Below are 18,312 nucleotides of genomic sequence, written 5' to 3' on the forward strand. Positions count from 1 at the left end.
GGCGCTCAGGTTCGGGTGATCGACACGCCGCCTTCAACGCGCATTGCGGTACCGGTAACGAAGCTGCTTTCATCGCTGGCCAGGAACAACGCCGCATTGGCGATCTCTTCCGGCTCGGCCATGCGCTTGAGTGCATGCAGCGAGCGCACGAAGTCGCGGGCATCGCCGGTCGGTGCGGCCTGCCGGCCCATTTCGGTATCGGTGCCACCGGGCAACAGCACGTTGCTGCGCACGCCGCGCGCGCCGTATTCGGCGGCAATCACCTGGCTCAGGCCTATCAAGCCGGCCTTGCTCGACGCATAGGCCGCCATGCCCGGGAAGCCGACGGTGTGGCCGACGAAGGTGCCGACAAACACCAGCGAGCCACCGCCGCGTGCCAGCAACGCCGGCAACTGGGCGCGTGCGGCGTGGAAGGCGGCATCGAGATTGGTGGCCATCACCTCGCGCCACGCATCCACCGGGAACTCTGCTGCCGGTGCACCGGGGCCGAGCATGCCGGCATTGTTGAGCGCGATGTCCAACCCACCGAATGACTGCTGGGCCAGTTCCACCAGCGCCGGTGCCGTGGCCGGATCAGCCACGTCCGCGGCATGCACCACCACCTCGCCACCGGCGGCGCGGATCTGCTCGGCCAGCACCAGCAGCGGCTGTGGGCGTCGTGCATTGAGCACCAGCTTTGCCCCTTCGGCAGCAAAGCGCAGCGCGCTGGCGCGGCCGATGCCAGCACTGGCACCGGTGATGAGGGCGATCTTGTTGTTCAGGCGCATGAGGGTGGTACCGGTTGTGGAGTGGCCACCACGATGCCGCGCCTCTCGCCTGCCGACACTCCGTTTCCGGGCCTCCCGACCCGGTGCAGGAAACGGAGTTTCCGTAGAACCGGCACGTGCCAGAATCCATCCATGGAAAGCGCCGCCACCACCGCTCCCGATGCCCGTGTCGAACGGGTCTGCCGCCATCTGCAGGCCAGCCTCGACGAGCCCTCGCTGCAGGCGTTGGCCGCCATCGCTGGCTGCAGCCCGACCCGGCTGCATCGCCTGTTCAAGCAGGCCACCGGGTTGACCCCGAAGCAGTACGCTGCAGCGCTGCGCGCCGATCGCCTGCGCAGCGAACTTCAGCAGAAGGAACGCATCACCGACGCCTTCCACGATGCCGGCTTCGGCTCCAGCGGACGCTTCTACGAGAACGCGCCGAAGCTGCTGGGCATGACGCCGAAGCAATGGCGTGCCGGTGGTCGCGGCGAAGTCATCCACTTCGCGCTTGCCGAAAGTTCGTTGGGCAGCGTGCTGGTGGCCAGCAGTGCCACCGGCGTCGTCGCGATCCTGCTCGGCGACGATCCGGAAGCGCTGCTGCAGTCACTGCAGCAGCGCTTCCGCCAGGCCGAACTGGTCGGGGCCGACAGCGGCTATGAGCAACTGGTGGCACAGGTGGTGGGCCTGGTCGAGGATCCCTCGCGAGGCGCCACGCTGCCGCTGGACATCCGCGGCACGGCTTTCCAGCAACGTGTATGGCAGGCGCTGCAGCAGATTCCGCGTGGACAGACGGCCTCATATGCCGAAATCGCCGCGCGTATCGGCGCGCCGCGATCGAGCCGCGCGGTGGCGCGCGCCTGCGCAAGCAATCCGCTGGCCGTGGCCGTGCCCTGCCACCGGGTGGTGCGCCGCGACGGCGACCTGTCCGGCTATGCCTGGGGCGTGGCACGCAAGCGCGAACTGCTGCGCCGGGAAAAGGTCGCCAACGGCTGACGCGACCCGCAAGCCGCCGACCTTGTCCGGCACCGGCCAAGCCCTCAGTCCAGCTTCACCACCAACTTGCCGAAGTTGTGCCCCAGCAGCAGCCCGAAGAACGCCTCCGGTGCATTTTCCAGCCCTTCCACTACTTCCTCGCGGTACTGGATGCGGCCCTCACGCAGCCACTGCGCCATCTCGCGCTCGAAGTCCGGCCACAGGTGCTTGAAGTCGTGCACGATGAAACCGCGCACGGTCAGGCGCTGGCGCAGGATCTGGCTGAACAGCGCCGGCAGGCGGTCCGGGCCAGGCTGCGCGACACCACGATTGTTGTAGGTGGCGATGGTGCCGCACACCGGAATGCGGGCGAAGTCGTTGAGCAACGGCAGCACCGCGTCCAGTACATGGCCCCCGACGTTCTCGAAGTACACGTCGATACCCGCAGGTACCGCCGCGCGCAGCTGCTCGGCAAAATCAGCCGCGCGATGATCCAGCGCCACGTCCACGCCCAGCGTTCGCAGATAGGCACGCTTGGCCTCGCCACCGGCGATGGCCACTACGCGCGCGCCCTGCAGCTTGGCCAACTGCGCCACGGTCGCGCCGACCGGCCCCGTTGCGGCGGCCACCACCAGCGTCTCTCCCGGCTGCAGGCGGGCGATTTCATGAAGGCTGGAATAGGCGGTGAAGCCCGGCATGCCATGCACCCCCAGCGCCGTACTCAACGGCAGCCCGGCCAGGTCCAGGCGGCGGCCCAGCGCCTTGGCCGGCAGCACGGCGTGGGTCTGCCACCCGCCCGGCGCCAGCACCCGTTCGCCCACTGCGACCCCCTCAGCCCTGGATTGCACCACCTCGGCCACGGTCTGGCCTTCCATCACAGCCCCCACTGCCACCGGCGCGGCATACGACGGTCCCTCATCCATGCGTCCACGCATGTACGGGTCCAGTGAGAGATAGCGATTGCGCAGCAGCACCTCGCCGTCGCCCAAGGGCGGCAGTGCGGCCTGCTCCAGGCGGAAATTGGCTGCGGCGGGCGCCCCCTGCGGACGCGACGCCAGCACGATGCGGGTGGTGGTCGATGAGTCGGACATGACGACGGTCTCTGCTGTTGCCAGCATCAGGAAAGGAACGCCGACACTACGCCGCAGCGTTCCCCCATGGCGGTCACGAAAACAGCGTTCCATGTCCGGTATCGGTGCCGTCCACGCGCAGGCCGCGCCACGCCGCGTTTGTCGATCACCGTGGCCCGCTGAATTCCGCCGCACGCGATGATCACCGCGCCGCCGCGCCCGGTTGAATCGGCATCCAGCGCGCCCCCTCTCGGCGACGGCGGATCAAGTACTTGCGCCTGCGCAGACGGCAATGTGAAGGTTTTTTGCCAAAATGCTTGCCGTAGGCGGCTGACCTCCGTAATATGCGCGTCCTTGGCAGCGACCTCGCTGCAATGAACTACGTGGCCGAGTAGCTCAGTTGGTAGAGCAGGGGATTGAAAATCCCCGTGTCGGCGGTTCGATTCCGTCCTCGGCCACCACGTTCGACAGCCTGCAGAAATGCAGGTCTTTTTTCGGGAATCGCAGTTGATCGTGATTGCCACACAGTTTGGCCGAGTAGCTCAGTTGGTAGAGCAGGGGATTGAAAATCCCCGTGTCGGCGGTTCGATTCCGTCTTCGGCCACCATCTTTCGAGACCTGCAGAGATGCAGGTCTTTTTTTGTCCGTGCTTCGCGCACTGCACGAGTGGCGGATGCGGCGCCTGCGCACACGCCCGGTTGACGAAACATTTACACCGGCATGCGCGGCGGCACCTACGCTCCAGACTCCTGCCTGGAGCCTGACGATGCCTCTGCGCCCCGCCCTGTTCGCCTGCCTGCTGCTGGCCGCTTTCCCGGTGATCGCCACTGAACCTGTGCGCGCGGTCGAGCGCCTGGACATCGATCGCTACGCCGGCCAGTGGCACGAGATTGCGCATCTTCCGGTCTCGTTCCAGAAGCAGTGCGTGGGCGAGATCACCGCCAACTACGGACTGCGCAGCGATGGCCGCATCAGTGTCACCAACGCCTGCCGCAACGGCGACGGTGAGCGCGTGGTCGCCGAAGGCGTGGCTCGCGCGGTGGCCGGCCATCCCGGCCAGTTGCAGGTGCGCTTCGCGCCGGACTGGCTGAGCTGGGTCCCGCTGGTCTGGGCCGACTACTGGGTGCTGGCGCTGGATCCGGACTATCAGTGGGCGCTGGTCGGTGAACCGGACCGGAAGTACCTGTGGATCCTCTCGCGCCTGCCGGAAATGGATCGCGCACGCTTCGAAGCGCTGAAAGAAAAAGCCGAGGCCATGGGCTACGACCTGCGCCCGCTGCGCCTGATGGCCCCGCTTCGCGATACGCCCGCCGATTGAACCGCGTCGCAACCGCGGCGCCGCGCACGCCCGGCCACCATCTTCACGCGCTACCCTCTGCGACGGGTCGCCACAGGCGATCCAAACGACCATACGCCGTAGTATGCTTATTCAAACGCACCCCTCCAGAGGACTTGCGCCCATGCTCCACCGTTTCCGTATCGCCTTGATTGTCCTGTGCACCCTCGCCCTTGTTGCCTGCAACAACGGCATCGTCAAGCGTGTTTCGGAACCGGCGGCCAGCCTGCAGCAGCTGACCGTGCGTGCCGACGGCAACTGGACCGTGGCCCTGCGCCTGCAGAACTTCAGCTCGATGCCGATGACCTTCGATGACGTCTCGCTGGCGCTGACCGTCGGCGACAACGAAGCCGGCACCCTGCAGGCCAAGCCCGGCATCTCCATCGGCGGCACCTCCGCCGACGTCATCAATGTCGACCTCGTGCCCAGCTCGGCCGCGCGCCTGGTGGTGGCCGATGCGCTGGCCAGCAACCGCACCCTGGCCTATGGCCTGAAGGGAACGGTGGCGGCCACGCCGCAGGAAAAGAAGCAGCGCAGCTTCGACATCAGCAGCCGCAGCACCCTCAACCAGGCCCCCGGCCTGCCCGGCGTGCTGCGCTGAACCCGCCTTTCGTGGCGGCGCCCGGCGCCGCTCTCCCCTGCCCTGATCAAATCGAGACGTACCGATGAGCAGCTACACCGCCCCGCTTTCCGACCTCCGTTTCGCCCTGCACGACGTGCTCAAGGTCGAACCCCTGTTCGCCCGCCTGGGCTTCACCGACGCCACCGCCGACGTGGTCGATGCCGTGCTGGAGGAAGCCGGCCGCTTCAGCGCCACCGTGCTGGCCCCGCTCAACAGCGTCGGCGACGAGATCGGCTGCGTGCTCGACCAGGCCACCGGTGAAGTGACCACCCCGCCCGGCTTCAAGCAGGCCTACGACCAGTTCGTCGATGGCGGCTGGACCGGCCTGACCGCCTCGCCGGAGCTGGGCGGCCAGGGCCTGCCGCACACCCTGGGCGTGCCGCTGAACGAAATGATCAACGCCGCCAACCTGGCGTGGGGCAACTTCCCGCTGCTCTCGCACGGCGCGATCGAAGCATTGAAGCAGCACGGCGAGGCCTGGCAGCACGAGGCTTTCCTCAAGCCGCTGATCGAGGGCCGCTGGACCGGCACGATGTGCCTGACCGAACCGCACTGCGGTACCGACCTCGGCCTGCTCAAGACCAAGGCCGAGCCGAACGCCGATGGGAGCTATTCGATCACCGGCACCAAGATCTTCATCACCGCCGGCGAGCATGACCTGACCGGGAACATCGTGCACCTGGTGCTGGCCAAGCTGCCCGACGCTCCCCCGGGTGCCAAGGGCATCTCGCTGTTCGTCACCCCGAAGTTCAAGGTCGACCGCGACGGCAACGTCGGCGAGCGCAACGCACTGCGCTGCGGCTCGATCGAGCACAAGATGGGCATCAAGGGGTCGGTCACCTGCGTGATGAACTTCGATGGCGCGCAGGGCTACCTGGTCGGCCAGCCGCACAAGGGCCTGCAGGCGATGTTCACCATGATGAACACCGCGCGCCTGGGGGTCGGCCTGCAGGGCATCGGCCTGTCCGAGCGCGCCTACCAGAACGCGCTGAAGTACAGCCGTGAGCGCCTGCAGTCGCGCGCCCTGAGTGGTGCAAGGTTCCCTGACAAGCCGGCCGACCCGATCCTGGTCCACCCGGATGTGCGTCGCATGCTGCTGACGGTGAAGTCGCTGGTCGAAGGCAGCCGCCTGCTGGCGCTGCACGCCGCAACCCTGATCGACGTCGCCCACCATGCCGAAGATGCGGCCGAGCGCGAGCGCGCCGACACCCTGGTGAGCTTCCTGACCCCGATCTCCAAGGCCTGCCAGACCGAATGGGGCATCGAGAACACCTACAACGCCCTGCAGTGCTTCGGCGGCCACGGCTACATCCGCGAACACGGCATGGAACAGCTGGCCCGCGATGCCCGAATCACCACGCTGTATGAAGGCACCACCGGCATCCAGGCGCTGGACCTGATCGGCCGCAAGACCGCGTCCAGCCAGGGCGCCGGCCTGAAGCTGATGCTGGCCGAGATCGAAGCCTTCGCCAAGGAACACGAGGGCAACGAAGCGCTGGCCGAGTTCATTGGCCCGCTGCGCGCCAAGGCCGCCGAATGGGGCAAGCTGACGATGGATGTGCTCCAGCGCGCGGCCGGCAATCCGGACGAACTGGGCGCGGCCAGCTACGACTACCTGTTCTATTCGGGTTACGTGGTGCTGGCCTACTGGTGGGCCCGCAGCGTGGCCGCCGCCGATGCCAGCGCGCACGGCGCCGCCTTCGCCCAAGGCAAGCGCGAGACCGCGCGGTTCTACTTCGCCCGCGTGCTGCCGCGCACCCTCAGCCACGCCGCCGCGATCCAGTCCGGCGCCGCCCCGCTGATGGCGATGGACGACGAGCGATTCGGCGTCTGAGCCGGGCTGCCGCCCGGCACCCGCGGTAGTGCCGGCCGCTGGCCGGCAACCGCAACAGCAACAGCTGCATCCCGGTGGATGGCGGGGCGGTGTGGCCTGGCAGGACACGCCGTAAACCCATCCATGGGGGCTCGATGGCGCCATCCATGGCGCCAACGGTCCTGCCACCCCACACCGCCCCGCCTCTGACAGTTCCCCGCGAACTGCCGTAGATCCACGCCACGCGTGGATGAGAACCACCGGAATCCATCTGGAGAAAAGCCCCCCTTTGTTAAGGAGGGCGCACCGACAGGTGCGGGGAATAGGAGGAATGCGCGGACCTGAATGTTGACGATTTGTGTATCGCCTGTCGGCGATACACAAATCGTCAACATTCAGGTATAAGCTGTTCTCCCGATGGAGACAGACACTACACGCTTGGGTCTGATCGAAGCCGGAGCTCCGTTTTCTGCTCCGGGCGCCGAAGCATCGCCCAACGCCACGACGCTGCATCGCCCCGGTTCGGTCCGGCTGCTCTCGCTTGATGCCCACGGACGCGTACTGGACTGGATCACCTGGCAGGATGCGGCCTGCCTCTACGCCCGCGAGGCAGTGGCCTGGACGCTTGGCGATCCCTGCCTGCACATCCACGGTGGCACCAACCGCTTCAGCGGCCTGCAGAGCGGCATGGACCTGCACCCGATCATCGCTGCCCGCGGCCACGCCCGCTCCCGCGCGATCGACCCGACGCCGAACCTGACCAACCAGGCCCTGTTCGCCCGCGACGCCCATCTGTGCATGTACTGCGGCCAGCAGTTCACCCGCCCGACGCTCACCCGCGACCATGTCATGCCGCTGTCCAAAGGTGGCCTGGACTGCTGGGAAAACGTGGTCACCGCGTGCTTCCACTGCAATTCGCGCAAGAGCGACCGCACCCCGCAGCAGGCCGGCATGCCCCTGCTGGCAGTGCCCTACCGGCCCAGCTGGATCGAGCACCTGATCCTGTCCAACCGCAACATCCTGGCCGACCAGATGGCCTTCCTGAAGGCGCAGTTGCCCAAGCGCTCGAAACTCAGCACCTGAACGCCCGAACATGCAACCCTCACCGTCCTGTCACGGACGGCGGCGTTTGCTTGCCCCACCCCCGTTTGAGGGCGAAAATGGGCGTTCAGAAAAAGTGCGAACATGATGATCGACTCTGCCCGCTATCCCCGCCTCGCGCGCATCCAGACACCGGATGACCTGCGCACGTTCGACGAATCCGAATTGAGGGCGGTTGCCGACGAACTGCGCGCCTACCTCATCGAATCGGTGGGCAAGAGCGGAGGCCACTTCGCCGCCGGCCTGGGCGTGATCGAACTGACCGTGGCCCTGCACTACCTGTACCAGACCCCGGTCGATCAACTGGTCTGGGACGTCGGTCACCAGACGTACCCGCACAAGATCCTGACCGGCCGCCGCGACGAGATCCATACCGTCAAGCAGAAGGACGGTGTCGCGCCGTTCCCGAAGCGCGAGGAAAGCGAGTACGACACCTTCGGCGTCGGCCACTCTTCCACCTCGATCTCGGCCGCGCTCGGCATGGCCATCGCCCGCCAGTCCGAAGGCGACGACCGCAAGGTCGTGGCAGTGATCGGTGACGGCGCGATGACTGCCGGCATGGCGTTCGAGGCGCTGATGCACGCTGGTGGCATGGAGCCGGAGCCGAACCTGCTGGTGATCCTCAACGACAACAACATGTCGATCTCCGAGGCAGTGGGCGGCCTGACCAAGATGCTGGGCCGAGCGACCGGCAGCCGTACGCTCAACGCGCTGCGCGAAGGTGGCAAGAAGATCCTCGGTGACAAGAAGAACAACCCGGCGCGTTTCGTGAAGCGCTGGGAAGAACACTGGAAGGGCATGTTCGTGCCCTCCACGATGTTCGAGGAAATGGGCTTCCACTACACCGGCCCGATCGACGGCCACGACATGCCGGCGCTGTTGTCCACCCTGAAGACGCTGCGCGCCTCCAAGGGCCCGAAGCTGCTGCATGTGATGACCACCAAGGGCAAGGGCTACGAGCCGGCAGAAGGCGATCAGATCGGTTACCACGCCGTGGGCCCGTTCGATCCGGACAAGGGCCTGGTGGCCAAGGCCGGGGCCAAGAAGCCGACCTATACCGATGTATTCAGTGACTGGCTGTGCGATGCCGCCGCCGCCGAGCCGCGCCTCTACGGCATCACTCCGGCCATGCGCGAAGGCTCTGGCCTGGTGCGCTTCAGCAAGGAGTACCCGCAGCGCTATTTCGACGTGGCGATCGCCGAGCAGCACGCGGTCACCCTCGCCGCCGGCATGGCCACTCAGGGGGGCAAGCCGGTGGTGGCGATCTACTCCACCTTCCTGCAGCGTGCGTACGACCAGCTGGTGCACGACGTGGCGATCCAGGATCTGGACGTGCTGTTTGCGATCGACCGCGCTGGCGTGGTCGGTCCGGACGGCGCGACCCACGCCGGCAACCTCGACCTCAGCTTCCTGCGCTGCGTGCCGAACATGGTGGTGATGGCACCCTCCAATGAAGCCGAGTGCCGGCAGATGCTCAGCACCGGCCTGCAGCACCCAGGTCCGGCTGCCGTGCGCTACCCGCGCGGTACGGGTACCGGCGTTGCGGCCGGCACCGACCTGTCGACCCTGCCGATCGGCAAGGGCGAGCTGCGTCTGCAGGGCAACCGCATCGCCCTGCTTGCCTTCGGCAGCACCGTGCCCGCCGCCGAGCAGGTCGGCCGCGAACTGGGCCTGAGCGTGGTCAACATGCGCTTCATCAAGCCACTGGATCGCGAGCTGGTGCTGGCCATGGCCGCCCAGCACGAGGGCCTGGTCACGATCGAAGACAACGTCGTGGCCGGTGGTGCCGGTTCCGGTGTCGGTGAGCTGCTCAATGCCGAAGGCGTGCTGCGTCCGATCCTGCACCTGGGCCTGCCCGACAGCTACCAACACCACGCCAGCCGCGAGGACCTGCTGGCCGAAGCCGGTATCGATGCGGCCGGCATCCGCGCCGCCGTGCTCAAGCGTTGGCCACAGCTGGCCGCAGGCAACCCGCCGCTGAGTGCCGCGGGCTGAGGCCGATCAGGAATCCACGCATCACGGGAAGGTGCAGCCGAAGGCTCGCACCTTCCACGGTGGAAGCAGGTGGTTCCACGCCATGCGTGGATGGCCGAACCCCGCAGGCCTGCCCCAGCAGGCGCCCCACGCTCAACCGTAACTGACCGCTTCCACGAACGCCCCGCTGGCCTCCACGCGCACGGCGGCGCGCTGCCCGGTGTCGACGAAGTGCAGGCGGGCCAGGGTCTCGGCAAAGTCATAGGCTCGTGCGCCATCACGGAACTCGATCGGCTCCGGCCTATCCGGGTGCAGCACGCGCCACTGGCGCTGTTCGCATTGCAGGCGGATCAACATGCAGCTCACTCCTTGAGGCAGCGTATCGACGGCGGCGCGATGCTGATGCCGGCTACGGCAATCGACATCACCGGGTATCAGGGCACGCAGGGCGCCCTGATCACAGACGATACGTCGTTCAAAATGTGAGCTGTATCAGATTATTCTGATTTTCACGGGTTGAACCCGTAAAGCTCAGTTCACCTGGAACTGCGCCCTGCAGCCATCGCTCACCCAGATGCCGCGGCGATCCCAGCCCCAGCTCTGGCCTTCGATGCAGGCACTGCGCGAGTCCTGGCGGATCAGGCGCACGCCCCGGCGGATGCGGGCATCGCAGTACTCCTGCCGGTGGCCATTGGAATGGCAGGTGACCACATCGCCACCACCCCATCCATTGCCGTTGCCCCAGCCGCCGCCATTGCCGCCCCAGCCGCCGCCGCGGCGGTATTCACCAACGAATTCGGCACGGCACCCCTGTGTGACCCAGACGCCGTTGCGCGACTGGCCCCAGGTCTCACCTTCCACACAGGGCGAACCGGACAATTGGCGGATCAACCGCGCGCGGCCATCCAGGCGGCACTCATTGCTGCGGTTCTTGACCGACTCGCAGCGCACGATGCCACTGCCATCGCGGCCGCCATAGCGGTCGTCGTCGTAGCCGTAGCCATAGCTCTGCGCCTGGGCGCCGCCGGCGGCCGCCAGCATCGGCAACAGGGTGCAGGCCAGGGTGCGCCAGGTGAGTGCCTTGCCCATCGAGATCTCCAGATGAATACGATGGCGCAAGCATCCGGGATTCACGGCCCGGCGCACAGAGGGAGCGGCGATGGCAGTTGTTCCCCCATTCAAACAACTCAACCGTGGCTGACTGCACCAAGGGGGCTGGCGTCACTCTCCAACGTAAAGCGCGTCTACCGTGTTGCCAAGCGCCTCGACCCGCACCGTGCTGCGCTGGCCGGTGCGGCGGTGATGCTCCAGGGCCAGCGCGGCGGCGGCATCAAAGGCGTCGGCGCCCCGCGCGTAACCCGTGGTGTCGCTCAGCTGCGGATGCAGTACGGACCAGCGCTGGGCATTGCATTGGACGGTGATGACCATCGGGAGTCTCCTGCGGATGAAAGGGTGCAGTGGCAGGCAGTTGGCCGCTTGCCGTTACACCATCAGGCTAGCGACCGCCTCCGGGATGGCCTATCAGATTTGTACGAAAATGCCGCGCCCTCGCATCGGATCTCGGCTTTCCTCACATCCCTGAGTCCGTTTAGCCCGTTCATTCCGTGATCCTTGTCACGGAGTCAGGCTGGCTTCACACTACCGTCATCAACAGGGGCCCCTTCCACATGCGCACCTTCCTCCCGCACCAGCGTTCGACGTTGCTGAAGTTCTATTTCGTGGCCTGCTATCTGATCCTGATCGAAGAGTTGATCCGCGCCGCCGTGCATTGAGCGCTTGCTGACGGGCTATTTGCGACAGAAAATGTCGCTTTACGCACGGAGCTCGCGCATGAAGGTGCTTCTTCTGATTCCAGCGCTGCTGGTTCTGGCCGCATGCGCGAGCCCGGGCAATGCACCCCGGCGTGCCGACGGCAAGCCTTCGACCACCACGCCGAGGGTAGGCGGCGATCGTGACGCGCACGGCTGTATCGGCTCTGCCGGCTATCAGTGGTGCGAACACAGCCAGCGCTGCGAGCGCCCCTGGGAACTGGCGCAGGCGCAGGGCCTGGCCAACACGGCCGAGGCCATCGACGCGTACTGCGCCAAGCCCGCCAGCCCGGCGCGCAAGTGAGCACGCCCTGCCATGGCTGAGCTGACTCCCCTGCCCGATCTCGTCCGTGGCCGGTATCGCCACTTCAAGGGCGGCGAATACGAGGTGATCGATATCGTCCGCAGCAGCGAGACGTTGGAACCGATGGTGCTTTATCGCGCACTCTATGGCGAAGGCGGCCTGTGGGTACGCCCCTACCCGATGTTCATCGAGCAGGTTCCGGGCGAACACGGCCCGCAGGCGCGCTTCGCTCGCATCGACGATTGATCCGGTGCGACCCGCAGTGACCCGGAGCCCGCGATGAACCCTTATATCTACCTGGCCGCCGCCATCGTGCTGGAAGTGATCGCCACGTCACTGCTGAAAGCCTCGGACGGCATGAGCCGGCTGTGGCCGACAGTGGGCGCGCTGGTTGGCTATGGGCTGTGCTTCTACCTGCTGTCGGTCACCATGAAGTCGGTGCCGACCGGCATCGCCTATGCAATCTGGTCCGGCGTCGGCATCGTGCTGATCTCGCTGATCGGCCTGGTGGTGTTCAAGCAGCGGCTGGATGCACCGGCATTGATCGGGATCGGCCTGATCTGCGCCGGCGTACTGGTGATCAATCTGTTCTCGCGCAGCAGCGCGCACTGAAGACGCTGCTGCGCGACTGGCGCTAGCTGACCTTCTTCGCCACGCTCATGCCGATCAGGAACAGGACCACGGCGATGATGATGCCTGCCCAGAACAGGAACTTGGCGATGCCCACGGCGGCGCCAGCGATGCCGCCGAAGCCCAGCACGCCCGCGATGATGCCGATGACGGCGAAGATGATGGCCCACTTGATCATGTCAGTCCTTTCCCTGCAGGGAACGCAAACGGTGCGATCAGGCTAGGCCGCCACCGATGCGGCGCTCGTGAACGGGCCGCGTGTGCGGCGTGAATCAACGCGGCCGGAAGCGCAACAACGCCACTGCGAAAGCCAGGAACACGCTTCCCACCAGCCGCTCGAACCAGCGCCGTGCGAATGGCTTTGCAAGCCAACGGCGCAGGCCGTGGCCACCGGCTGCGTACATCGCGTACCAGAACAGTTCGCAGGCCGCGAAGGTCGCGACCAGCACGCTGTACTGCACGGCCTGGCTGCGCGACGGGTCGACGAACTGCGGCAGGAACGCTGCGGCGAACAGCAATAGTTTGGGATTGCTCAGGCCGACCCACAGGCCGCCGCGGAACACCGCGCCTGCGCCATGTACCGGCGCCAGTGTGACCTCTGCAGCATCAACCACCGCGGGTGCGGGCCGGCAACTGTCACGCCAGGCCTTGATGCCGAGCCAGGCCAGGTAGGCCACACCGAGATAGCGCAGCACCTCGAACAGCATCGGCGAGGAATGCAGCAGCGCACTCAGGCCCGCTGCGGAAGCCGCCAGCACCAGCAGCATCGCCAGCAGGCAGCCGGCCATGGCCGGCACACTGCCACGGAACCCCAGCCCGACGCTGCGGCCAAGGATGTGCAGCATGTTGGGCCCGGGCGTCCCGCACAGCACGAAGACCGTGGCCAGGAACCACCACCAGGTATGCAGGGCCATATCAGGCGTCCACTTCAGAACATCCAACCAGCATAGAGTGCGCCGGCCTGGCGCGGCACACACAGTGCAGCATGGATGCGGTGGTTACAGAGGCAGACTCAGGCCGCGAGCGCGTCGCGCCGTACCAGTACCTGGTCGATCAGGCCCCATTCGCATGCCTGCTCGGCACTCATGAACCGATCGCGGTCCAGGGTCTGTTCGACCTCCTCGAAACTGCGTCCGCAATGCCGCGCATACAGCTGGGTGATGCGCTGCTTGGTGCGCTGCATCTCCTCGGCGTGGATGAAGATGTCCGAAGCCTGGCCCTGCACCCCGCCCAGCGGCTGGTGCACATGCAGGCTGGCATTGGCCAGCGCCGCGCGGTGACCCGGCTCGCCGGCCATCAGCAGGAACGAACCCATCGACCGCGCGGTGCCCATGCACAGCGTATGCACCGGGGCCGAGATGTATTGCATCGTGTCGTACATCGCCAAGCCGCTGGAGATCACCCCGCCCGGCGAGTTGATGTACAGATGGATCGGCTTCTCCGGATTTTCAGATTCAAGGAACAGCAGTTGCGCGCAGACCAGCGCCGATACGGTGTCATCGACTTCGCCGTTGAGAAAGATGATGCGCTCGCGCAGGAGCCGCGAGTAGATGTCATAGGAGCGCTCACCGCGCTCGCTGCGTTCCACCACCATCGGTACCAGCTGCATTCTGTCCCGCATGTGCCTGCTCCCTGTAGCGTTCGATCCAGGCGCCGGCTCACGCCGCGCGCATCACCGTGCGATGGTCATCGTTGGACGCCGGCGGTATCAGCGCGCGCCGGTCGGTGAGCCGGTGCACGATGGTCAGCACCGTTCCCCCATCCTCATCACCGCGCAGCCGGAAACACACCAGGCTGTGCAGATGTGGGGGCTGTGCATCGCGCAAGCGGAATCCCAGCTCCCGCCCCTCCTCGCACAGGCAGGGCTGTGGATCGGCAAGATCGGCGGCAGGCAACCAGCGCTCACGCAGTGCCGGATCGAACAGTGCGCGCCAGACCCGTTCCGGTGGCACAGGCAACCGCTGCTCCATCACCAGCGCGGGAGCCGCTTCCTCCAGAACATCGTCCATCAGTCCATCTCCTCCAGCAGGTTCTGCAGTGCGGACATCCGCGCCGGCCAGTAGGCCCGGTACCGCTGCAGCCAGCGACCGATGTGGGCCAGCCCGCGCGGATCGACTTCATAGTGGACGAAACGTCCCTGACGCTGCTCACGCACCAGCCCTGCATCGCGCAGCACTGCCAGGTGCTGGGACATCGCAGACTGGCTGATCGCAATGCCCTCACGTAGCGCGCTGGCATGTTGCCCGCCATCGGCCAGCTTTTCGAAGATATGGCGGCGGGTGGGGTCGGCCAGCGCCTTGAACAGGGCGTTCTCGATCATGGCCTATACATTAGCGATTACTAATGTGTCGTGCAAGTCCCGCATCGGTTGTGCTGCAATGACGGCTCCCTGGCATGGAGCTGAGCATGAAGAACCCTTGGCCTGATCGGCGGCATGAGCTGGGAAAGCTCCGCGCAGTACTACCGTCTCATCAACGAGGCGGTGCGGAACCGCCTCGGTGGCGCCCATTCGGCGCAACTGCTGCTGTGGTCGGTGGATTTCGCCGGCATCAAGCAGTTGCAGCACGACGGTCGGTGGGATGTGCTGGGCAACCACATGCTCGATGCTGCACGGCGACTGCAGGCCGGTGGCGCCGAGCTGCTGGTGATCTGCACCAACACCATGCACACGCTGGCCGACCGGATCGAAGCCGAGTGCCGGTTGCCCCTGCTGCATATCGCCGACCCGACCGCCACGGCGATCCTGCAGGCCGGCATCCGCAAGGTGGGACTGCTCGGCACCGCCTTCACCATGGAGCAGGCGTTCTACCGCGACCGGCTGCAGGACCGCTTCGGGCTGCAGGTACTGGTTCCGGAGGCTGATGATCGCCGCTGCGTGCACGACATCATCTACCAGGAGCTGATCGCCGGCGTGGTCAGCGAGCACTCGCGGCAGGTGTACGCCGGCGTGATCGCGCGGCTGGTCGCGCGCGGCGCCGAAGCGATCATCCTCGGCTGTACCGAGATCATGCTGCTGGTGCGCCCCGAAGACAGTGCGGTGCCGTTGTTCGACACCACCACCCTGCACGCGCTTGCGGCGGTGGACGCGGCGCTGGCCTGACCGCGCGCAGCGTCAGCCTTCGCCTTGGACTTCCAGTGCGGTGATCAGCCAGTCGACCACGGCCTGCGAATCACACAGGAAGAAGATGGCATCGCCCGAACGCGCCTCGGTCAGCAGCCGATAGACGGTAATCGCCACCGCCGACTGGTTGGCGATGAACACCTCCGGGCTGCGCGGCCCTTCGCTGTGGCCGGCCACGGCGTGCAACGCCTTGCGCGCAGCCACGGTGGCGGGCGGGTCTGCGCTGCGGGTCAGTTCCGGCCCGCGCAGGCCCCACGCAATGAACACATGCTTGCCCTTGAACGTGGTGTCCAGGACACGCAGCTGCCCGGCCTCTGCGCCAGCCGAGCGATGAATGACGGTACTGCTGATCAACGCAACCCCCTGTGGTCGTCGTGGTCCGCGCATCCTCCTCCGCAAGCCGGCTGCACGCCAGTGACGGCAGCCACAGGCTGCGCCGGCATGCGTGGGGGACATGTAAGAAGGTGTAAGCCGATGCGATCGGATGTGCCGCGATGATAAGGGATGTAAGGCCCTGCATGGGCCGGTGCGCACTACTAAATCCCCACTGAGCCAGCGCCGGAACGATCCGTTCCGACGGCCTCGGGCTGGTCCATTCTTGCGGCCCATTCCCTCTGCCTAGGCTCTCCATGACCCATCGCCTGTTGCTGCCGATTGCCACCTCCGCCCTGGCCCTGTTGCTGGGGGCCACCACGGTGGCCGCCCAGGACTACGTCAGCGATCACGTTCCGCCGCTGCGTTGCGAGTCGCAGTTCAACAAGACCCAGCAGTGCCCGATCGAAGGCCGCATGCGCATGGCCAGGCAGCTGTCGGTCACCCGCTGCGTCGAGGACCAGAACTGGGGCCAGAGCCGCCGCATGCTCTGGGTCACCGAAGGCTGCCGCGCTGAGTTCGTGGCCGACGAACAGGGACGCGGCCGCTGGCCGGGGCGCGGCCGGGACCGTGACCGGGATGACGACGGCGAGCGCCTGGTCTGCGAGTCCTACGAACAGAAGGACAAGGAATGCCGCATCCGGGTGCGCCATGGAGTGCGCTTGGTCAAGCAGAAGTCGGTGACGCCGTGCGTCGAGGACCGCAACTGGGGCTGGGACCGCCGCGGGGTGTGGGTCAGCGACGGCTGCCGTGCCGAGTTCCGCGTGTATTGACTGCCGACCACACGCTGGCTGTGGCGGATACGCAGACACGGCCGACGTGATCGATGGACCGGGCGCATCCAGCCCAGGAGCCTTCGATGACGCCACCCGATCCTTCCTCGACGATGCTGCATATCCGCGAGGCGATGCTCGCCTCGGGTTCTCACCGGCAGCGACATCGTGCAGGGTTTGGACGAAGGCGATCCGGAGCTGATCTACCGCTTTGCCGACAGTTGATCGAGGTACACGGCCACCTTGGCGGCCAGCAGGTCCATCAACGCCGGATCCATGCAGCGATAGTCGTCGGGGATGTCCAGGCAGTGCACGCGCTTGTGTTCCAGCAGGCGCGCGTACGCGGCCTGCAGGCGATGCTGGTGCTTGGCCTCCATCACGAAGATGACATCGGCCCAGCGGATATCCGCCGGGCCGATGGGGCGTCGTGCGTGCGGGCTGGTGCCGGCCGACAGCGCGTTGAAGCCGGGCCGCCGTCGCCACATGGCTTCGGCGGTCGGGCTCCGCAGCTGGTTGCGGCTGCAGACGAACAGCAGGTTGATCATTCCTGTTCCTGCAGTTGGCGGGCGCTGAGGACCGGATAGGTGAAACCCAGCTGGCGTGCACGCGCGAGCTTGGCATCCCGCGTATACAGCAGCTTCCAGTTCTTCTCGGGCTTGTAGCGGTAGGCCGTCGTGGCGCGGTCGCCACCACGGTTGCGGGCTTGGCTGCGACGCCAGGCACGGTTTCTTGCAGATTCCATGATGTGTTCTCGTGAGTACCGGGTTCAGCAGCCGCGGTAGTACGAGTGGCGCGCAGCATACACCGCACGCACAAAAAAGCCCACGCATCGCTGCGCGGGCTTCCTGATTCATCACAGTGGTCGGGACGGCCGGATTCGAACCGACGACCCTCTGCCCCCCAGGCAGATGCGCTACCAGGCTGCGCTACGCCCCGACTGATGCTGCGATGTGCCCGCCAGTGCGGCGGGCCGTGAAGTATAGCGGATTACGATGGAAATGGGATCAGCGGCGCAGCAACTGCAGCACTTCTTCCAGTTCCATGCGCACCTGCTTGATGATCTGGTTGCTCAGCGCCGATTCCTCGCGGGCATCGGGACCCTCCAGGCGCAGGCGTGCACCGCCGATGGTGTAGCCCTGTTCGTACAGCAGGCTGCGGATCTGCCGCACCATCAGCACGTCATGGCGCTGGTAGTAGCGGCGGTTGCCTCGGCGCTTGGCCGGCTCAAGGCTGGGAAACTCGGTTTCCCAGTAGCGCAGGACGTGCGGCTTGACGTCGCACAGCTCGCTGACTTCACCGATGGTGAAGTAGCGCTTGGCCGGAATCGGCGGTAGTTCGCGATTACTGCCCGGATCCAGCATAAGCTTCCACCCTCTCCTTGAGCTTCTGGCCCGGACGGAAGGTAACCACCGTACGGGCGGAAATCGGAATTTCCTCGCCGGTCTTGGGGTTGCGACCCGGGCGCTGGTTCTTGCGCCGCAGATCGAAATTACCGAAACCCGACAGCTTCACCTGACGTCCCTGTTCCAATGCTTCACGCAGCACATCGAAAAACGCGTCGACGAATTCCTTGGCTTCCCGCTTGTTCAGACCGACTTCGTCGAACAGCTTTTCCGCCATCTCCGCCTTGGTCAATGCCATTGCCTGCTACCCCCGAGTGCTGCCCG

Annotated in this window: 26 protein-coding genes and 3 tRNA genes; 13 read left to right on the forward strand and 16 right to left on the reverse strand. The window is 66.1% G+C overall.

Going from position 1 to position 18,312, the window contains the following annotated elements; all coding sequences use genetic code 11:
* Nucleotides 1-5: 5 nt before the first annotated feature.
* Nucleotides 6-767, reverse strand: coding sequence for an SDR family oxidoreductase (locus ACSDHM_RS12490; protein ID WP_072169139.1), 762 nt, complete (start codon nt 765-767; stop codon nt 6-8).
* 132 nt (nt 768-899) lie between these two features.
* Here ACSDHM_RS12490 and ACSDHM_RS12495 point away from each other — a divergent pair, with 132 nt between their 5' ends.
* Nucleotides 900-1,742: a methylated-DNA--[protein]-cysteine S-methyltransferase gene (locus ACSDHM_RS12495; protein ID WP_235647108.1), complete on the forward strand. Its 843-nt coding sequence runs from the start codon at nt 900-902 to the stop codon at nt 1,740-1,742.
* A gap of 44 nt (nt 1,743-1,786) precedes the next feature.
* Here the strand turns inward: ACSDHM_RS12495 and ACSDHM_RS12500 are convergent, their stop codons facing one another.
* Nucleotides 1,787-2,812 (reverse strand): NADP-dependent oxidoreductase, encoded by a 1,026-nt coding sequence (locus ACSDHM_RS12500; RefSeq protein ID WP_227836949.1) that lies wholly within the window; start codon nt 2,810-2,812, stop codon nt 1,787-1,789.
* Nucleotides 2,813-3,176: 364 nt separating this feature from the next.
* Here ACSDHM_RS12500 and ACSDHM_RS12505 point away from each other — a divergent pair.
* From ACSDHM_RS12505 to dxs, 7 genes are all read left to right on the forward strand, one after another.
* Nucleotides 3,177-3,252, forward strand: a tRNA-Phe gene (locus ACSDHM_RS12505).
* A 70-nt stretch (nt 3,253-3,322) separates the two neighbouring features.
* Nucleotides 3,323-3,398: transfer RNA gene (locus ACSDHM_RS12510), tRNA-Phe, on the forward strand.
* 159 nt (nt 3,399-3,557) lie between these two features.
* The gene (locus ACSDHM_RS12515) at nt 3,558-4,109 is read left to right on the forward strand and encodes a lipocalin family protein (protein WP_005417806.1); all 552 of its coding nucleotides are present in this window, start codon (nt 3,558-3,560) and stop codon (nt 4,107-4,109) included.
* 142 nt (nt 4,110-4,251) lie between these two features.
* Nucleotides 4,252-4,728 carry an LEA type 2 family protein gene (locus tag ACSDHM_RS12520; protein WP_072169136.1) on the forward strand — a complete coding sequence of 159 codons (477 nt, stop codon included), beginning with the start codon at nt 4,252-4,254 and terminating at the stop codon, nt 4,726-4,728.
* 64 nt (nt 4,729-4,792) lie between these two features.
* Entirely contained in the window at nt 4,793-6,583 is a 1,791-nt protein-coding gene (locus ACSDHM_RS12525) for an acyl-CoA dehydrogenase C-terminal domain-containing protein (RefSeq protein ID WP_061478075.1), read from the forward strand.
* Between the two features lie 396 nt (nt 6,584-6,979).
* The gene (locus ACSDHM_RS12530) at nt 6,980-7,645 is read left to right on the forward strand and encodes an HNH endonuclease (protein WP_032954353.1); all 666 of its coding nucleotides are present in this window, start codon (nt 6,980-6,982) and stop codon (nt 7,643-7,645) included.
* 105 nt (nt 7,646-7,750) lie between these two features.
* A complete protein-coding gene (dxs, locus tag ACSDHM_RS12535) occupies nt 7,751-9,658 on the forward strand; it encodes a 1-deoxy-D-xylulose-5-phosphate synthase (protein WP_111200650.1) in 1,908 nt (635 codons plus the stop codon).
* A gap of 132 nt (nt 9,659-9,790) precedes the next feature.
* Here dxs and ACSDHM_RS12540 read toward each other — a convergent pair whose 3' ends face one another.
* From ACSDHM_RS12540 to ACSDHM_RS12550, 3 genes are all read right to left on the reverse strand, one after another.
* Nucleotides 9,791-9,994 carry a hypothetical protein gene (locus ACSDHM_RS12540; protein WP_005417823.1) on the reverse strand — a complete coding sequence of 68 codons (204 nt, stop codon included), beginning with the start codon at nt 9,992-9,994 and terminating at the stop codon, nt 9,791-9,793.
* A gap of 174 nt (nt 9,995-10,168) precedes the next feature.
* Complete coding sequence (locus ACSDHM_RS12545) at nt 10,169-10,726, reverse strand: DUF3011 domain-containing protein (protein ID WP_005417825.1); 558 nt, start codon at nt 10,724-10,726, stop codon at nt 10,169-10,171.
* A 132-nt stretch (nt 10,727-10,858) separates the two neighbouring features.
* The gene (locus ACSDHM_RS12550) at nt 10,859-11,065 is read right to left on the reverse strand and encodes a hypothetical protein (RefSeq protein WP_072169134.1); all 207 of its coding nucleotides are present in this window, start codon (nt 11,063-11,065) and stop codon (nt 10,859-10,861) included.
* A gap of 402 nt (nt 11,066-11,467) precedes the next feature.
* Here ACSDHM_RS12550 and ACSDHM_RS12555 point away from each other — a divergent pair, with 402 nt between their 5' ends.
* The 3 genes from ACSDHM_RS12555 to ACSDHM_RS12565 are packed head-to-tail and all read left to right on the forward strand — an operon-like array spanning nt 11,468 to nt 12,361.
* On the forward strand, nt 11,468-11,749 hold the full coding sequence (locus ACSDHM_RS12555; RefSeq protein WP_088496164.1) for a hypothetical protein: 282 nt from the start codon (nt 11,468-11,470) through the stop codon (nt 11,747-11,749).
* 12 nt (nt 11,750-11,761) lie between these two features.
* The gene (locus ACSDHM_RS12560; RefSeq protein ID WP_072169132.1) at nt 11,762-11,995 is read left to right on the forward strand and encodes a DUF1653 domain-containing protein; all 234 of its coding nucleotides are present in this window, start codon (nt 11,762-11,764) and stop codon (nt 11,993-11,995) included.
* A 33-nt stretch (nt 11,996-12,028) separates the two neighbouring features.
* Nucleotides 12,029-12,361 (forward strand): SMR family transporter, encoded by a 333-nt coding sequence (locus tag ACSDHM_RS12565; RefSeq protein ID WP_053499229.1) that lies wholly within the window; start codon nt 12,029-12,031, stop codon nt 12,359-12,361.
* 22 nt (nt 12,362-12,383) lie between these two features.
* Here ACSDHM_RS12565 and ACSDHM_RS12570 read toward each other — a convergent pair whose 3' ends face one another.
* From ACSDHM_RS12570 to ACSDHM_RS12590, 5 genes are all read right to left on the reverse strand, one after another.
* On the reverse strand, nt 12,384-12,557 hold the full coding sequence (locus tag ACSDHM_RS12570) for a DUF1328 domain-containing protein (protein ID WP_088496161.1): 174 nt from the start codon (nt 12,555-12,557) through the stop codon (nt 12,384-12,386).
* A gap of 94 nt (nt 12,558-12,651) precedes the next feature.
* A complete protein-coding gene (locus ACSDHM_RS12575; RefSeq protein WP_188240784.1) occupies nt 12,652-13,293 on the reverse strand; it encodes a LysE family translocator in 642 nt (213 codons plus the stop codon).
* A 98-nt stretch (nt 13,294-13,391) separates the two neighbouring features.
* Nucleotides 13,392-14,000 (reverse strand): ATP-dependent Clp protease proteolytic subunit, encoded by a 609-nt coding sequence (locus tag ACSDHM_RS12580; RefSeq protein WP_005417839.1) that lies wholly within the window; start codon nt 13,998-14,000, stop codon nt 13,392-13,394.
* A gap of 37 nt (nt 14,001-14,037) precedes the next feature.
* Nucleotides 14,038-14,388 carry a polyketide cyclase gene (locus ACSDHM_RS12585; protein ID WP_072169129.1) on the reverse strand — a complete coding sequence of 117 codons (351 nt, stop codon included), beginning with the start codon at nt 14,386-14,388 and terminating at the stop codon, nt 14,038-14,040.
* Entirely contained in the window at nt 14,388-14,699 is a 312-nt protein-coding gene (locus ACSDHM_RS12590) for an ArsR/SmtB family transcription factor (protein ID WP_072169128.1), read from the reverse strand. Before ACSDHM_RS12590 ends, ACSDHM_RS12585 begins: the two co-directional genes overlap by 1 nt.
* A gap of 102 nt (nt 14,700-14,801) precedes the next feature.
* Between ACSDHM_RS12590 and ACSDHM_RS12595 the strand changes: the two genes are divergently transcribed.
* The gene (locus tag ACSDHM_RS12595; RefSeq protein ID WP_439426980.1) at nt 14,802-15,479 is read left to right on the forward strand and encodes an aspartate/glutamate racemase family protein; all 678 of its coding nucleotides are present in this window, start codon (nt 14,802-14,804) and stop codon (nt 15,477-15,479) included.
* A 12-nt stretch (nt 15,480-15,491) separates the two neighbouring features.
* Here the strand turns inward: ACSDHM_RS12595 and ACSDHM_RS12600 are convergent, their stop codons facing one another.
* Nucleotides 15,492-15,887, reverse strand: a complete 396-nt coding sequence (locus ACSDHM_RS12600; protein WP_111200638.1) for a hypothetical protein — start codon at nt 15,885-15,887, stop codon at nt 15,492-15,494.
* A 242-nt stretch (nt 15,888-16,129) separates the two neighbouring features.
* Between ACSDHM_RS12600 and ACSDHM_RS12605 the strand changes: the two genes are divergently transcribed.
* Nucleotides 16,130-16,645 (forward strand): DUF3011 domain-containing protein, encoded by a 516-nt coding sequence (locus ACSDHM_RS12605; RefSeq protein WP_343648288.1) that lies wholly within the window; start codon nt 16,130-16,132, stop codon nt 16,643-16,645.
* A 203-nt stretch (nt 16,646-16,848) separates the two neighbouring features.
* Here the strand turns inward: ACSDHM_RS12605 and ACSDHM_RS12610 are convergent, their stop codons facing one another.
* From ACSDHM_RS12610 to ACSDHM_RS12630, 5 genes are all read right to left on the reverse strand, one after another.
* A complete protein-coding gene (locus ACSDHM_RS12610) occupies nt 16,849-17,190 on the reverse strand; it encodes a low molecular weight protein tyrosine phosphatase family protein (RefSeq protein WP_088496158.1) in 342 nt (113 codons plus the stop codon).
* Nucleotides 17,187-17,387 (reverse strand): hypothetical protein, encoded by a 201-nt coding sequence (locus tag ACSDHM_RS12615; RefSeq protein WP_088496157.1) that lies wholly within the window; start codon nt 17,385-17,387, stop codon nt 17,187-17,189. Before ACSDHM_RS12615 ends, ACSDHM_RS12610 begins: the two co-directional genes overlap by 4 nt.
* A gap of 117 nt (nt 17,388-17,504) precedes the next feature.
* Nucleotides 17,505-17,581: transfer RNA gene (locus ACSDHM_RS12620), tRNA-Pro, on the reverse strand.
* Nucleotides 17,582-17,649: 68 nt separating this feature from the next.
* Nucleotides 17,650-18,006 carry a MerR family transcriptional regulator gene (locus ACSDHM_RS12625; RefSeq protein WP_053518690.1) on the reverse strand — a complete coding sequence of 119 codons (357 nt, stop codon included), beginning with the start codon at nt 18,004-18,006 and terminating at the stop codon, nt 17,650-17,652.
* Entirely contained in the window at nt 17,987-18,286 is a 300-nt protein-coding gene (locus ACSDHM_RS12630; RefSeq protein ID WP_005410432.1) for an integration host factor subunit alpha, read from the reverse strand. The genes ACSDHM_RS12625 and ACSDHM_RS12630 overlap by 20 nt, the downstream gene beginning before the upstream one ends.
* Nucleotides 18,287-18,312 lie beyond the last annotated feature (26 nt).

This window comes from Stenotrophomonas sp. T8, assembly GCF_051853085.1.
GTDB classification, from domain to species: Bacteria; Pseudomonadota; Gammaproteobacteria; order Xanthomonadales; family Xanthomonadaceae; genus Stenotrophomonas; species Stenotrophomonas sepilia.

Coding starts and splice junctions, on each gene's coding strand:
- ACSDHM_RS12490 (WP_072169139.1), bottom strand. CDS start 767: ATGCGCCTGAACAACAAGATCGCCCTCATCACCGGTGCCAGTGCTGGC.
- ACSDHM_RS12495 (WP_235647108.1), top strand. CDS start 900: ATGGAAAGCGCCGCCACCACCGCTCCCGATGCCCGTGTCGAACGGGTC.
- ACSDHM_RS12500 (WP_227836949.1), bottom strand. CDS start 2,812: ATGTCCGACTCATCGACCACCACCCGCATCGTGCTGGCGTCGCGTCCG.
- ACSDHM_RS12515 (WP_005417806.1), top strand. CDS start 3,558: ATGCCTCTGCGCCCCGCCCTGTTCGCCTGCCTGCTGCTGGCCGCTTTC.
- ACSDHM_RS12520 (WP_072169136.1), top strand. CDS start 4,252: ATGCTCCACCGTTTCCGTATCGCCTTGATTGTCCTGTGCACCCTCGCC.
- ACSDHM_RS12525 (WP_061478075.1), top strand. CDS start 4,793: ATGAGCAGCTACACCGCCCCGCTTTCCGACCTCCGTTTCGCCCTGCAC.
- ACSDHM_RS12530 (WP_032954353.1), top strand. CDS start 6,980: ATGGAGACAGACACTACACGCTTGGGTCTGATCGAAGCCGGAGCTCCG.
- dxs (WP_111200650.1), top strand. CDS start 7,751: ATGATCGACTCTGCCCGCTATCCCCGCCTCGCGCGCATCCAGACACCG.
- ACSDHM_RS12540 (WP_005417823.1), bottom strand. CDS start 9,994: ATGTTGATCCGCCTGCAATGCGAACAGCGCCAGTGGCGCGTGCTGCAC.
- ACSDHM_RS12545 (WP_005417825.1), bottom strand. CDS start 10,726: ATGGGCAAGGCACTCACCTGGCGCACCCTGGCCTGCACCCTGTTGCCG.
- ACSDHM_RS12550 (WP_072169134.1), bottom strand. CDS start 11,065: ATGGTCATCACCGTCCAATGCAATGCCCAGCGCTGGTCCGTACTGCAT.
- ACSDHM_RS12555 (WP_088496164.1), top strand. CDS start 11,468: ATGAAGGTGCTTCTTCTGATTCCAGCGCTGCTGGTTCTGGCCGCATGC.
- ACSDHM_RS12560 (WP_072169132.1), top strand. CDS start 11,762: ATGGCTGAGCTGACTCCCCTGCCCGATCTCGTCCGTGGCCGGTATCGC.
- ACSDHM_RS12565 (WP_053499229.1), top strand. CDS start 12,029: ATGAACCCTTATATCTACCTGGCCGCCGCCATCGTGCTGGAAGTGATC.
- ACSDHM_RS12570 (WP_088496161.1), bottom strand. CDS start 12,557: ATGATCAAGTGGGCCATCATCTTCGCCGTCATCGGCATCATCGCGGGC.
- ACSDHM_RS12575 (WP_188240784.1), bottom strand. CDS start 13,293: ATGGCCCTGCATACCTGGTGGTGGTTCCTGGCCACGGTCTTCGTGCTG.
- ACSDHM_RS12580 (WP_005417839.1), bottom strand. CDS start 14,000: ATGCGGGACAGAATGCAGCTGGTACCGATGGTGGTGGAACGCAGCGAG.
- ACSDHM_RS12585 (WP_072169129.1), bottom strand. CDS start 14,388: ATGGACGATGTTCTGGAGGAAGCGGCTCCCGCGCTGGTGATGGAGCAG.
- ACSDHM_RS12590 (WP_072169128.1), bottom strand. CDS start 14,699: ATGATCGAGAACGCCCTGTTCAAGGCGCTGGCCGACCCCACCCGCCGC.
- ACSDHM_RS12600 (WP_111200638.1), bottom strand. CDS start 15,887: ATGCGCGGACCACGACGACCACAGGGGGTTGCGTTGATCAGCAGTACC.
- ACSDHM_RS12605 (WP_343648288.1), top strand. CDS start 16,130: ATGACCCATCGCCTGTTGCTGCCGATTGCCACCTCCGCCCTGGCCCTG.
- ACSDHM_RS12610 (WP_088496158.1), bottom strand. CDS start 17,190: ATGATCAACCTGCTGTTCGTCTGCAGCCGCAACCAGCTGCGGAGCCCG.
- ACSDHM_RS12615 (WP_088496157.1), bottom strand. CDS start 17,387: ATGGAATCTGCAAGAAACCGTGCCTGGCGTCGCAGCCAAGCCCGCAAC.
- ACSDHM_RS12625 (WP_053518690.1), bottom strand. CDS start 18,006: ATGCTGGATCCGGGCAGTAATCGCGAACTACCGCCGATTCCGGCCAAG.
- ACSDHM_RS12630 (WP_005410432.1), bottom strand. CDS start 18,286: ATGGCATTGACCAAGGCGGAGATGGCGGAAAAGCTGTTCGACGAAGTC.